Source organism: Viridibacillus arvi, from assembly GCF_001274945.1.
Classification (GTDB): domain Bacteria; phylum Bacillota; class Bacilli; order Bacillales_A; family Planococcaceae; genus Viridibacillus; species Viridibacillus arvi.
This window is the reverse complement of the sequence record NZ_LILB01000001.1, coordinates 1,121,679-1,136,082: the sequence shown is the minus strand read 5'-3', so window position 1 is coordinate 1,136,082 and position 14,404 is coordinate 1,121,679. Positions and strand designations below refer to the sequence as shown.

The window sequence follows — 14,404 nt, the reverse complement described above, 5'->3', positions numbered from 1 at the left end:
CAGTCGCCGGTACAATACCGACAACTGGTTGGATAAATGCTTTTTTGATCCCTGTCTTAAATACAGGGGTCAGTCCCGGAACATACCATTACTTTTTTTATGTCCAGAACATTACATTCAAAGTAATGAATTCGTTTATTAGTTATATATAAGTCTAAAATTTCTGATTATTAAAACCTGAATATGATATAATTATTAACGAAAATTTTTACAATAAAAAAATCAAGGAGAGGTGTAAATGAAAAAAATTATCCGTTACTTCGTATTGGTTGTATTGTTATTTACTTTTGTAACTCCAGTTGCTGATGCAGCAAGTAAGATTACGGTTTCTGCAAAGCTTAGTAAAAGTACGCTTAAGTACAACGGTTCTGCAAAAGTTAATTATAGTGTTAAGAAAAATGGGAAGATCGTAAAGAAACCAAAAGTGTCTTTTAGTTCCTCTAATAAGAATATTGTGACTGTTTCTAGTAAAGGTGTAGTGAAATCTAAAAACGCCGGTAAAGCCTATGTGTACGTAAAAGCATATGGTGAAAAAGTTAAATTGCCTGTCACTGTTTCTAGGAAAGTATGGAGCATTGAGGGGAAATATAAAGGAAGAAAAGTAGATACATCTTTTGGCAATAAATATGTTTCGGCGGGCTCATCTCTTTATGATTTAAAAAATGGGCATCTAGTAAAATCTTTTGCTAAGAATAGCAGTAAGAGTAATTCTATTTTCTTTTCGAAAAAAGGATTAGTTCATTATGATGGTAGTATTTTTAATTACTACAATTTCAAATTTACTTCATATAATAAATTCAAATTGTTTAACCCTAACAATGATTACTTCTTCGATGTAAAAAATGGGGTATCGTATGCTAGTCAGAATAAGAGCAAAGGGAAAGTTGTAAATTCGGACTTAGATGTGGTGGAAATAGATGATGTTGAAACAGGAAGAAACGCAGCAGCACTTTCTGTAGATGGTTCAATATTAGCTACATCCTATGATGATACTCGTGTTGTTTTAAATGATACAAAAACAGGGAATGTTATAAAAGAATTTAAAATCGATAATAAAGAAGTAAGAAGTATTACGTTTACAAAAGATAATAATAAATTATTATTAAGTGTTACAAACGTTGAAGAAGAAGATTTTATGGTCTACGTGTATGATACAGATAAAAATGTAGTTCTTAAAAAATTCGGAGGACCTTATGGCGTTATTGGGGAAGTTAAAATCAGTCCTGATGGAAAAAGAATTGCTCTTCTGGACATGAGAGGCGTTAAAATGTATGACAGTTCATATAAATTATTATATGAACTTAAAATGATTGATAAAACTAGTATGAACTTCACTAAGGACAGCAAATATCTTATCGTAGCTGGCGGAGATGTTACAAAGTATTACGTTAAATAGTAATTACTGAATGTATTTTCGCAACTTAATAGATGACTCCAGTGTTTTACTGGGGTCTTTTTTTATTGCACTTCTTTTATTAAGTAAACAGAGCCTAATTTCCTGGTGTATTATGCAAGAAATTAGGCTTCTTTATTATATTTTCAAAGTTTCTTCCTGGTTTTTAATTTCTTTAATGAAATAATCATAAAAAGCATTTTCCATTAGTAGCCCCTTATTATAAAGGTCTATCATACAGTTCTCCACATCTCTAGATTCAACGTCTCCATTTCGAGAGTGTACTGCATTACTAAGTGAGCTTGCTAGTCTTTTCGCAGATTCCGCCATACCAGATTGATCAATAGGTTTAATTGCGTCTTCGGGAATATCGAAAAGCAACATATCCCCATCCTCAAAAGGCTTAATGGAGTACGTATTCTTTCTAACACTGTAGTCCCAAATAATAGCTTTTTGTCCTTCATGTATTACTCTTTGATTTAACTCAAACTTCATTCTTAAACCACCTCCATACATATATAATAACCTTTTAAACCAATATATTACAAATGTGATAACTGATAGTATATGAGTATTATTGTAGAGTTGTCATTGTCTAGAGAATAAACTAATGACTTCATACTAATTGGGTAGGTTTATATGTTCCTTAATTGTATGATTTTTCAAATATTATGATGAGTAAATTCTATATTTAACAAAAATATAATACTATATACTTCTTCTAGTAGTATGAAAGGAGGGGGTATTCAAATACTTGGATAAGCGGCATTAAATATTTGGTAGGTACGAAAGTAGGGAATAAAATTGGAGCAATTAATTGGGCTAGCATTAATTTTATTTTTTGTAGTGAATCTAGTAGCCGGGATTATTATTGTAAATAAAGATAATAAGACAGAAAAAAGGTCTTTTTTCAAAGCTTTTATTTTTTTATCAATTGATTTTATCTTGGACACTTATGGTTTTTATGTTGCGATAGTAATGGGATCACTTTTATTCGGCATCTTGTTAGTGTTTTACTAAGGGTTATATAAAAAAGCAGTCATTACAAACCTTAATAAAACATTTACGAATGATTAATACTGCCATGCTATATTAGGGTGGACTTACAACATCCTAATAGAAGGGAATTTCTTACGATGAGCAAAGTTAAACATGTAAGGATTCAAATGATTGAAGAGCTACTCAAGACAAATAAAAAAGTCTTCGTTAAGGAGCTTTCAGAATATTTACGAGTTTCACCGGAAACCATTCGTCGAGACTTAGATGAACTGGCTCAGATGAAACTCGTCAATCGTTTTCATGGTGGGGCCACTATGTATAAAAAAGTTGAAAAGGAGCCTGTTTTTGAACAAAAGCTTCAATCAAATAGTATTGCGAAAAAGAGAATTGCAAAAGAAGCAGCAACACGTATCGAAAATGGTGATATTATCGCAGTTGACGTTGGATCCACAACGGTCCACCTAGCATCTTATATTAGCGGGAAAGATATAACGATAGTGACGAACTCTATAGTGGCAGCTGATGCATTTAGTCAAGCATTAGAACGTCAACAATTCACAGGAAAGATCATCTTGCTTGGTGGATATACAAATCCAACACAGCGCTCAGTACATGGTGCTTTGACATTAAACCTAATAGATAATTTTCAATTCAATAAATCGTTTATCTCCTGTGGGGGCTTACTCGAACAAGGTATATATGACTTTGATTTAGATGAAACATTAGTATCTTCTAAAATGATTCGTAATGCTCAGCAAGCTATTCTACTTGTGGATGGATCCAAAGTTAACATATCATCTCTTGTGAAATTTGGAGATGTGATAGATATTCATGAAATAATTAGTGATGTAGTATACCCAAGCAAGTGGAATCGTTACAAATACATATGGACAAAGGTGCAAGTTTGAAAACAGTAATGCGTTTTTCGCATTGCTGTTTTTTTGTGCGTTTTTTACATAAAACAAAAAGAAGTGTATTGAAACCAACAATTAATCCTATTTTTCATAAAAATGTATATATAAACACCCCCATTGTGAAGGGGATGTAAATTTATAACTCTATTTATGAAGAAAACAAAGAAATTCAACACAATCATTATTATTTAGCTAATACGGTATTAACATCCAAACAGTAAGCTTAAGAAGAATTCACGAGAGAGGTGACTATAAAGTTGGCGAAAATTGAACTGAAACATCTTTACAAAGATTACGAGGATGGTAAGCATGCCGTAACAGACTTTAACTTAACCATTGATCATGAAGAATTTATCGTATTAGTTGGGCCTTCAGGCTGTGGTAAATCGACAACGCTTCGAATGATAGCTGGATTAGAAGATATTACTTCAGGAGAGATTGTAATAGATGATTGCGTAGAAAACCATTTGCATCCTAAAGATCGTAACATTGCAATGGTATTTCAAAACTATGCTTTATACCCTCATATGAGTGTATATGATAATTTGGCTTTTGGCTTAAAAATGAAAAAGATATCTAAGGGTGAAATTGATGCAAAAGTAAAAGAAGCTGCCAAAATTTTAGACATTTATCCACTGCTAGAACGTAAGCCAAAAGAATTGTCTGGTGGGCAACGTCAGCGTGTTGCACTTGGACGCGCTATTGTTCGCGAAGCAAAAGTATTTTTAATGGATGAGCCATTATCAAACTTAGATGCGAAACTACGGTTCCAAACCCGTGCTGAAATATCAAAATTACATAAACGTTTAAAAGCTACGACGATTTATGTAACGCATGATCAAACAGAAGCCATGACTATGGCAACGCGTATTGTAGTCATGAAAGATGGACTGATTCAACAAGTCGGCACGCCACGTGAAATTTACTTAAAACCAGCGAATGTATTTGTTGGAAAGTTTATCGGCTCACCTGCGATGAACTTTATAGAAGCAGAATACGTAAACGGTGAGCTAATAATAGGCCTGATCCGATATCAGTTACCAAAAAGCATTGTTAATCAGCTACAGCAAAGAGATTATCAAGAACAGAAAATTATTCTTGGTATTCGTCCGGAAAATATCAGTATTGTCACTGAAGTAGAAGAGCAATCAAATAACTTGTCATTTGTCACAGAAGTAGAAATTGCTGAGTTAATGGGTGCTGAAACCCTCGTTTATTTCAATGTGAATGAACAACAGATGATATTAAAAGTTAATGATATGGGCTTTTACAATTCAGGTGAAAAAATCGCCCTTAGCATTAACTTAGAAGATATGCACTTCTTCGATAAAGTAACAGAAATGCGTCTACCACTTCATGTAGAAAATAATGTGCATAAAATTTTGGAAAGGGAAAGTATCAAATTATGAGAAAGCTCTTTCAAATAGCCATGACATTAGATGAAAAAGCAAATCAAGCACATATGACATTTCATGTTGAGGTACCAGAGAATGTTTCTCGCTTGGTAGTCAACTTTAATTACAGTCCAATTGAAGAAAGTGACAGAGTTGCACTTGAACATGCCGTTTTAAGAGAAGGATATAGTGTTTCGATACTAGAAAATGACACCGTTTTGCGAAATTTATTAACATTATCGATTCATGATCCATACAAATTCCGTGGTGGTCGTCATTATTTTAATTCAAATCAGCTTATCGAAATTAGTGATGGTGAAGCATCACTTGGCTTTGAAGCAGGTGATATACCAGTGGGTGTTTGGCAATTTACAATCCATAATCATGCATGCCTATCACCAAATATAAAGTGTGACTTAGAGGTGCAAGCTGTAGTGGAAGAACCATCGTTTTCACGTGAAGTCCCGTTGGCACAATTAAGGGAACCTAAGAAAAAGGTAGTTAAAACACTACAAGTAGAACAAAATGCACCGTGGGTAAAAGCAGAATTGCATACGCATACAGTGCATAGCGATGGAAATCAAACTACAGAACAATTATTAACTGCAGCAGAACAAGAAGGCATTCATTGTCTATCAATCACGGATCATAATACGACTTCTGCATACCAAGATTTACAGTTAAATCAACATAACTTAACAATACTCCAAGGGGTGGAATACACAACATTTTATGGTCACTTTTTAGTGCATCATGCAGAAAATATTCCATTGAACAATTGGACTCACTTATCATCATCGTCACTACAAGCATTTTTGCAACAGCTACAAAATAACGAAGCCTTTATAACAATTGCACATCCTTTTGATATGGGGAACCCTTTTTGTACAGGGTGTCAGTGGAATTATGTATTAGATCATATCAATCACATTGACGCTATTGAAGTCTGGAATGGTCCAAGTCCGACATTATCACTAAGCAATCTTGATGCCTATGCTAAATGGACTCAGCTACTCCAACAAGGCTATGAAATTCAAGCGAGCTGTGGCCGTGATTGGCATAATCCTATGGGTCAAGATGAGCAATGCGCTTACATGTTCGTACAAGCAAATGATGCGAGTGCGGCTAGTATTATAGACAGCTTAAAATACGGAAGGTCATATATATCAATGGGTCCAAGAATTGAGCTAACTGTTAACCAGAGATTCTCAATTGGAGACCACATCCGTATAACCGATAATCGTTTACAAATCTCGCTGATCCTTTCCAATATGGAATCGTCATCCCGTGTATGCATTATTGCAGGAGAACGTTTGCTTTATGAAAAAGAGGTGATGGATTCGGAAATGGTGATTGATTACACATCCGATGATTTTACAGAAAATTATGTACGTATAGAAATTAAAAACAAAGTCGGGGATATAACAGCTTTTACAAATCCTGTGTACTTTCAATTTGTATAAAAAGGAGGCATAATCATTGACTACATTTGTCACCTATAACGGCGAACTCAAGTCCCAAGAGGAGCTTGAACAACATTACAAACCAGTAAAGGTATCCACTTGGGTACGTCTTAAGAAGCATAAAGTTTTTTACACGATGCTATTTCCTTGTCTTGTTTTTTTCTTAATCTTTTCGTATTGGCCAATGCTTGGATTAGTTTTATCGTTCCGAGAGTACGGTTTTAATACGGGGATTTTAGGAGGCGACTTTGTCGGTTTAAAATATTTCGAGCAATTTTTTGACGACCCTAGAAACTGGATTTACATAAAGAACACACTCATTATTAGTTGCTTGAAATTATTTGTCGCTTTACCATTTCCAATCATATTAGCCATCATGTTTAGTGAAATGAAAAATAGCAAACTACGAAGCACTTTACAAAGTATTACCTATTTACCTTATTTCATTTCATGGGTCGTTGTAGTTGGGATTATGTCACGCTTACTTGCACCAGATACAGGCTTATTAAATCAACTAATTCAAAAATTCGGTGGTGATGGTTCAACTTTCTTTATGATGGAGGAATCACATTTCTTCCCGCTCGTATTTATTAGTTACGTTTGGAAGGGAATTGGCTGGGATTCAATTATTTACTTTGCAGCCATTATGGCCATTGTTCCCACATTGTATGAGGCCGCATCAATTGATGGCGCATCACGCTTACGTCAAATCTGGCATGTCACTTTGCCTGGTATAACATCGACAATTATTATTCTATTTATCTTGTCATTGGGTAGTATTTTATCAGCTGGTTTTGATCAAATCTATTTAATGCAAAACCCTGGGAATGCCAATGTATCAGAGACAATTGATACGTATATTGTTCGTACAGGTCTCCAAGGTGGTCAGTTTGGATATGCAACAGCTATTGGATTAATGCAAGGGATAGCAGGATTAGTATTAACGATAGTAGTGAATCGAGTAACCAGTAAAAAATTCGATAGTTCATTATGGTAGGAGGAATAGTAGTGAGGAATTTTAAAAAAACATTTTTGAGCATCTTTATAGTGGCATTCACTTTGATGTTAGTTGCTTGCAACGATAAATCTTCAACAATTAATACGGAAAAACCAGCGAATGCACCTGATACTTGGATTGCAGATCGTACAATTACCGGTTTAGTTTTCCAATCAGCAAATGATGCATCTGTAGAGATGAATCCTGAAATTCAAGCGTATATAAAAGAAAAAACGGGGATTACATTAAAGCTACAAGGTATTACATCTAAAGACTCTCAAGAAGCACTTGCTGCTGGATTAGCTGCGGGAGACTTACCAGATTTCATTTCTTACTATTTAGATAACAGTGGTCGTCCTGAGATGTCGATGCTTCTAAAAGCATCGAAAGAAGGGATGTTTACAGACCTAGCACCCTATTTAAAAGACACTAAAACCTACTCAAAATATTTTGAAAAAGGGTATTTACCAGAAGATACAGCGAAAAACATTATGTTCCGTGATGATTGGGACGCTGCATCTTACTTAGTGCATATGTCAATTAACCGTAACGTAGGAGATATTGGTCGTAAAACGGTTGGTGGCGTTTATATTAAAAAAGCAATTGTTGATGCACTTGGCATCGATCCAAACGAAATTACAACATCAGAAAAACTGTATGATTTAGCCGTGAAAATTAAAAATGGGAAATTTGTTGATGATAATGGTAAACCAGTAACAGTTATTGGACCTACAGTTTGGGGAGGGATGGACAGAGACTCCCTATATAACGATTTAGTATGGACAGGCACAACGGGTGAGAAATTTATGACAGATAAAAGCGGTAAAGTACTACATGAAACTCAAACCAACTATGGTATCGAACGTGTAAAATATGTACAAAAATTAATGCAAGAAGGATTAATGACAAAAGAGTTCTACACAATGGAAGAAACAAGAGCGAAAGAAGGCGTTGTGAACGGTTCATTTGCGATTGTATCCAATATGCATAACTTCATTACAGAAAACAACGATTTAACTTATATTCCACTTGGACCAATCAAACGAGTTGATGGAACAAACGATATGGTCATTTCTTATAAATCTGGTTATGCAGGATGGGCTATTCCAAGTACTACGGAAATGCCTGAACATATTGTGAAGTTTGCAGACTGGTTAGCAAGTGAAGAAGGAAAATTACTATACTTCTACGGTCTTGAAGGTCGTGACTATGAGTTAGATGAGAAAGGTAAACCGGTCGTTAAAAAAGAATTATTAACTTTACTTAAAGAAAATCCAGAAGAAGCTAAAAAGCTAGGTTTCCGTGGTGTAGGTTCATACTGGGGTGAGCATTTAGGTTATACAGATATGGATAACGTAGCTGACTTCGGAGAACTTACATGGGGTGAAAGTGTTGCTAAAGAGGATGATACGGCTGCTCAACAAATCGCAAAAATCTACGACTTTGACAAACACTTAAAAGAAGCGCGTATTATCGATGGATTATCCGTTCAATCATTTCTGTATGAATTTGAAGGAGATAAGGGAGAACTGACTGCAGCAATTGATCGTTACAAAGACGACGTACTACGTGCTTACTATGCAAAAGATTTAACCGAAGCAGAAGCCATTTTAGCTGAATCAAAGAAAAACCTAGAAAGTAAAGGCTTAAGTAATTTTACAAAGTTCATCGAAGATAAAATTGCAGATGGTGTAACAATTAAGTATTAAGATAGCATTCATCTTCTGGACATTAAGTGTTCAGAAGATGTCTTTAAGGAGATGAATACATGAGTAAAAGTATGGAAACCCCATTGCCGTTACGTATATTAAACCTGATATTAATCGGTATTCTTTGTTTAACAATTATTCTACCTTTTATGCACATTTTAGCATTGTCATTTAATAATGGAATGGATGCCCAAAAGGGTGGAATTATGTTTTTACCACGTGATTGGTCACTAGAAAACTATACCGAAGTATTTAAACAAAATAATTTAATAAACGGCTTGATGATTTCTATATTCCGTACAGTTGTCGGGACAACTATTGGTGTTGGGTTGATGGCAATGGCAGCATATGCTTTAACAGTCAAAACGCTACCAGGTCGCAAATATATTACGCTTTTCATCTTCTTTACAATGCTCTTTAGTGGCGGTACTATTCCCTACTATTTAGTATTAACGGACCTAAACTTAACGAACACGATTTGGGTATATATTATTCCGAGCTTATATAGTGTAACGAACATTCTACTATTACGAACATTTTTCAACCAATTACCAATGAGTGTAATAGAAGCTGCCCGCATTGATGGTAGTAGTGAATTTAAGATTTTTCGGACGATTGTCTTACCAATGAGTAAACCAGTCTTAGCAACAATTAGTCTATTTACAGCTGTTGGACATTGGAATGACTGGTATGCAGGGACATTCTATGTCCGTGATGAAATGTTAAAACCGCTTGCCACCTTATTACAAGAAATGTTGACACGTCAAGATGCGTTAGCTGATATCTTACTGAGATCTTCTGGATCGCAAGCATATGAAATGTTAGATCGGGTTTCGATTACAAGTGAATCACTTCAAATGGCAACCATTATCTTTGTGGTATTACCTATCGTCTGCGTCTATCCATTTATCCAAAAGTACTTTGTTAAAGGGATTACAGTAGGCTCTATTAAAGAATAAACGGGGGTTAAAAAAATGGAACTAATTTATAATGAACAAAATAACTTTAAGATTTTACAGTTAACGGATTTACATATTGGCTCAAAACCGCATCATGAAGATGATTTAAAGACATTTCAATTAATCGAAGATGCATTTTCAAAACTAAATCCTGATTTAGCTATCATCACTGGAGACCTGATTTGGAGTGATGGGGTACCACAGTCAGACGTTATTTTTAAGGAATTGCTAGAGCGGTTTAATAAGTATGATGTCCCAGTAGCAATAACATATGGGAATCATGATTCAGAAGATGAATTTAGTCGAGGCGAAATTCGTGCACTGGAAAAATATTTGAAAAATGCTGTTACTAAAAATCATTCTTTTATCGTAGAAGATCGTGAATGCTATGCGATTGAAGTTTATGACCGGAATGATAGTAAGGCATTAAAACATGTGCTATACGTAATGGACTCAGGCGCAGACGCTCCATTACCCGTTGGAAATTATGAATGGATACATCCAGAACAAGTAAACTGGTATCGTAGAACTGCTGCACATTATGCTAAATACAACTTAAAGAATAATGCTATCTTTATGCACATTCCGATTCCCGAATATAAGGAGGCATCAAAATCAATTCTTTCAGGTGAATGTAATGAAACGAATGATACGATTTCAGCACCTTACATCAATACAGGTTTATTCGCAAATGCCTTTATACAAGGGGATGTCAAAGCATTTTTTGCCGGTCATGATCATGATAATAATTTCGTTGGGGAGCATCATGGCATTCGATTAATTTATGGACAAGTGGGTGGCTATCAGTGTTACGGTGACTTAGAGCGGGGGGCGCGTATCATTACTTTGCAAGATGAATCCATAGAAACACATACCCTAACAGCTTCTCAATTTAGTTATGAATTTAGTAAATAACGATACAGTTACACGGCCATTAACGTTTAAGGTATTACTGATTCCAATATTAATAGAGCAATTTTTTGCACTATTATTAAGTAACATCGATGTACTAATGCTGAGCAACTATAGTGATGATGCGGTAGCAGCTGTTGGGATTTCGGCACAGCTCTTAAATTTAGCTTTTATGCTCGTTGGGATTATTACGATCGGTTGCAGTATCCAACTATTCCAAATGAATGAGCATCTTCACAGGGAGACAATTGCACAAGTTATTTCACATATTGTTTACTTTACGCTATTTACCGCGATTGTTATTGCAGGTGTATTTTATGTATTTGCGACTCCGCTTTTACAGTTGATGCAAACACCATCCAGTTTAATGGACATAGCTAATAGTTATACTAGAATTGTTGCAATAAGTTTTATCTTCCAAGCAGTCATTTCAAGTATCGGAGTTGTACTTCGTAGCTTTGCTATAGTTCGTTTTGTCATGTATTTATCGATTACGATTAACGTGTGCAATATTGTTGGGAATTACATCGTTTTGAATACTTCATTTTCAATCTTTGGGACTGGAGTAACCGGTATTGCTACTGTCACATTGCTAGTAAGGATGTTAGGAAGTATTTGTATTTTGTTATTCTTCGTCAAGTACTTCCAACAATATCGTAAAGCACTTTTTCAACCAAACTTATCTCGGAAAATGACAAGGCGTATATTATCACTAGGTTTCCCGTCAGCATTTGAAAATATTTCGTATAACGTATCTCAAACGGTGATTACCGCATTTATCGCGTCGCTAGGGACATTAATTGTTACAACAAAGGTTTATGCATCAACCATCTCACTCGTTGTTTTTGCGGTAGCAGCTTCGATGTCAACTGTGAATCAAATGATTATAGGGAAATTGATAGGACGAGGTGAGAAGGTAGATGCCTCACGCTATACAAATAGTGTTTTAAAATGGTCGTTCGTTACCACTATTGCGATGACATTGCTGCTTGCTTTAAGTAGTAAAAGTATTATTTCAATTTTCACTGATAATAACGCCATTATTACTCTCGTCCAACAACTGTTGTGGTTAAATATTTTACTCGAAACGGCTCGGGCTTTAAATGAAATATTAGTCGGAGCGATAAATGTTGCAGGAGAAGTTAAATACCCAACGTATTTAAATATTGTCACTACTTTTCTATTAGTTATCCCAAGTTGTTTTTTAATTGTTAAATATACAAGCTTTGGTATTTATGGAATATGGTTTATATTTATAGTAGATGAATACTTACGCTTACTATTGCTAGCAGCGTATTGGTTAAAAGGAAAATGGCAGCGAATTACGATCATTCAATCTTAGAAAGTAGGGGGATATTTTTGAAAAAGGATGGACATACACATACGCATTATTGTCCACATGGCAGTATAGAGTCTGTCGAGGAATATATAATGCAAGCTATCAAACAAGGCTTTACTGATTACAGTATTACAGAGCATGCACCCTTGCCAACAGCCTTTTTAAAGTCAGCAGCAGGAGAGCAGTATGCAATTGATACGGCAGGAATGAGAATAGAAGATGTACCTACATATTTAACTGAAATGCATGATTTAAAGAAAAAATATGCTAGTCAAATTAATATTCATGTAGGCTTTGAAATTGACTATGCTCCTGGATTTGAAGATTGGACGTCGGCGTTTTTAAATGAATTCGGTCCACAAACTGACGACAATATACTATCTTTGCATTTTTTACAAGGTCATGGTGGCTGGCGTGCTATCGATTATTGTCCAGAAGATTATAAGGAAGGTATTGTTGAGTATTACGGAGGGTTCCAGGAAGCACAAAATGCATACTTGTCATTACTCTTACAATCTATTAAAGCAGATTTAGGGCCATATAAGCCAAAACGAATTGGTCATATTACCCTTTGCAATAAGTTTGAACGCTATTTTGACGAGCCTACGACATTCAATGAAATCGGTGAAAGCTATTTAAATGAGATTTTACAAGAAATGCAGCAACGTCAGTTATCGCTGGATCTAAATGTTGCCGGATTAGCGAAGCCATATTGTCTTCAGACGTATCCACCACTACCAATTGTTGCGCAGGCAAAGCAACTCGGGATTAATATCGTTTTTGGATCCGACGCACATAAAAGTTATGAAGTCGGGCGTTATTACGACATGGTTGCAAACTACTTAAGTGACTAAGGGGAGAAGTACATGCAAGGTTTTTATGAGAAATTTAATGTATTTGGTGAATGGCTGTATAGGCTTGTACTCTTAAACTTCTTATGGATAGGCTTTTCAATATTAGGTGCTGGCATATTAGGCGTTTTTCCTGCAACTGCTGCAATTTTTAGTTTGCTCCGCAAATGGATGTTACAAGGAAAAGACGTGAAGCTTTTATCTGATTTCTGGCAAGCCTATCGTAATAGCTTTTTGAAAGCGAATGTACTTGGTTACGGTATGGTAGTTTTATGGCTTATTATTTGGGCAGATATACAGCTTACATTACAGTCAACTAGCCTTATTGGACTTGTAATGACATTTATTTTGTTTGGAGTACTTATATATGTCTCGATTTCTTCTTTAATGGGCTTTGCTATTTACGTTCATTATGAATTGACGATAAACCAGTATTTTTTACAAATGCTCAAATACCCCATCACACATGTTAAGGAAAGCTTTATACTTATTGCTGCCTTATTAATTTATTGCACTATGCTATATTACGGATCTAGTATTATTCCATTTATCGGTGTGACTCTTTTAGGTTTTGTAATTGCAAAGGTAATGTTCCCAACATTTAAGGTACAAAAGAGAAAGAATTCTACACTGTATGAACAACAACGAGATGAACTCTTGTACTATTGAAAATGATTGTAGAATTATGAATTTGTATAAAGATTGAGAGGTGGCTTATTAATGAAACAAGCAATAATTTTTGATATGGATGGTACATTATTTCAGACTAATTTAATCTTAGAACCTGCATTGGCAGCAACATTTGATATCTTAAGAGCCAATGGATCATGGAACGAGGAAACGCCAATCAATAAATACCGAGAGATAATGGGAGTACCGTTACCGGTTGTTTGGGAAACGTTATGCCCACAACATTCATCAGAGATGCGTGAAAAAAATAATGAGATTTTTCACGAAAAGACAATTAATCTGATTAAAGACAAACAAGGTGACTTATATCCTCACGCAGAACTTGTACTTGAAACACTTAGCTTAAAATACGATTTATATATAGCGAGTAATGGACAAGCTTCTTATTTACAATCAATTGTTGATACTTATGATCTACATAGATTTTTCAAGAAAGTATACAGTATTCAGACCATACCTTCTGGACATAAATCGGATTTGGTAAAGAAGATTTTACTAGAAAATAAAATTGAGAAGGGGATAGTAGTCGGGGATCGTTTATCAGACATTCTTGCTGCAAAAGACAATGAGTTATTCTCTATTGGTGTCAATTTCGATTTCGCCCAGGCTACAGAACTAGAAAAAGCAGATAAAGTCATAGATGATTTAAAGGAATTAATGACAATAGTATAAAATGTACCCCTTATGGTTGACGATTTAAAGTCTATCATATGGGGTATTTTTATATGGAACCTGGATTAATAAGTGATAAACAATAGCGTTTTTATTAGTTTAAGTTATAGCC

General features: G+C 35.0%; 14 protein-coding genes. 13 read left to right on the top strand and 1 reads right to left on the bottom strand.

Annotated features, from left to right (window positions below; all coding sequences use genetic code 11):
- Positions 1–238: 238 nt before the first annotated feature.
- The gene (locus AMD00_RS05355; RefSeq protein ID WP_053416024.1) at positions 239–1,396 is read left to right on the top strand and encodes a WD40 repeat domain-containing protein; all 1,158 of its coding nucleotides are present in this window, start codon (positions 239–241) and stop codon (positions 1,394–1,396) included.
- 135 nt (positions 1,397–1,531) lie between these two features.
- Here the strand turns inward: AMD00_RS05355 and AMD00_RS05350 are convergent, their stop codons facing one another.
- Positions 1,532–1,888 (bottom strand): hypothetical protein, encoded by a 357-nt coding sequence (locus tag AMD00_RS05350; RefSeq protein ID WP_053416023.1) that lies wholly within the window; start codon positions 1,886–1,888, stop codon positions 1,532–1,534.
- 309 nt (positions 1,889–2,197) lie between these two features.
- Between AMD00_RS05350 and AMD00_RS05345 the strand changes: the two genes are divergently transcribed.
- From AMD00_RS05345 to AMD00_RS05290, 12 genes are all read left to right on the top strand, one after another.
- Complete coding sequence (locus AMD00_RS05345) at positions 2,198–2,413, top strand: hypothetical protein (protein ID WP_053416022.1); 216 nt, start codon at positions 2,198–2,200, stop codon at positions 2,411–2,413.
- Positions 2,414–2,529: 116 nt separating this feature from the next.
- Complete coding sequence (locus tag AMD00_RS05340; RefSeq protein ID WP_053416021.1) at positions 2,530–3,300, top strand: DeoR/GlpR family DNA-binding transcription regulator; 771 nt, start codon at positions 2,530–2,532, stop codon at positions 3,298–3,300.
- Between the two features lie 263 nt (positions 3,301–3,563).
- Positions 3,564–4,715: an ABC transporter ATP-binding protein gene (locus AMD00_RS05335; protein ID WP_053416020.1), complete on the top strand. Its 1,152-nt coding sequence runs from the start codon at positions 3,564–3,566 to the stop codon at positions 4,713–4,715.
- Between the two features lie 20 nt (positions 4,716–4,735).
- On the top strand, positions 4,736–6,163 hold the full coding sequence (locus AMD00_RS05330; protein ID WP_169786318.1) for a CehA/McbA family metallohydrolase: 1,428 nt from the start codon (positions 4,736–4,738) through the stop codon (positions 6,161–6,163).
- Between the two features lie 16 nt (positions 6,164–6,179).
- The gene (locus AMD00_RS05325) at positions 6,180–7,160 is read left to right on the top strand and encodes an ABC transporter permease (protein WP_053416018.1); all 981 of its coding nucleotides are present in this window, start codon (positions 6,180–6,182) and stop codon (positions 7,158–7,160) included.
- A gap of 65 nt (positions 7,161–7,225) precedes the next feature.
- The gene (locus tag AMD00_RS05320) at positions 7,226–8,869 is read left to right on the top strand and encodes an extracellular solute-binding protein (RefSeq protein ID WP_322787042.1); all 1,644 of its coding nucleotides are present in this window, start codon (positions 7,226–7,228) and stop codon (positions 8,867–8,869) included.
- Positions 8,870–8,928: 59 nt separating this feature from the next.
- Positions 8,929–9,828, top strand: a complete 900-nt coding sequence (locus AMD00_RS05315) for a carbohydrate ABC transporter permease (protein ID WP_053416016.1) — start codon at positions 8,929–8,931, stop codon at positions 9,826–9,828.
- 15 nt (positions 9,829–9,843) lie between these two features.
- A complete protein-coding gene (locus AMD00_RS05310) occupies positions 9,844–10,743 on the top strand; it encodes a metallophosphoesterase family protein (RefSeq protein ID WP_053416015.1) in 900 nt (299 codons plus the stop codon).
- On the top strand, positions 10,727–12,082 hold the full coding sequence (locus AMD00_RS05305) for an MATE family efflux transporter (protein ID WP_053416014.1): 1,356 nt from the start codon (positions 10,727–10,729) through the stop codon (positions 12,080–12,082). Before AMD00_RS05310 ends, AMD00_RS05305 begins: the two co-directional genes overlap by 17 nt.
- Positions 12,083–12,099: 17 nt before the next feature.
- Positions 12,100–12,933, top strand: a complete 834-nt coding sequence (gene hisJ / locus AMD00_RS05300; RefSeq protein ID WP_053416013.1) for a histidinol-phosphatase HisJ — start codon at positions 12,100–12,102, stop codon at positions 12,931–12,933.
- A 12-nt stretch (positions 12,934–12,945) separates the two neighbouring features.
- On the top strand, positions 12,946–13,599 hold the full coding sequence (locus AMD00_RS05295) for a YesL family protein (protein WP_053416012.1): 654 nt from the start codon (positions 12,946–12,948) through the stop codon (positions 13,597–13,599).
- A 51-nt stretch (positions 13,600–13,650) separates the two neighbouring features.
- Entirely contained in the window at positions 13,651–14,292 is a 642-nt protein-coding gene (locus AMD00_RS05290; protein WP_053416011.1) for an NIF family HAD-type phosphatase, read from the top strand.
- The last annotated feature ends 112 nt before the right edge of the window (positions 14,293–14,404 follow it).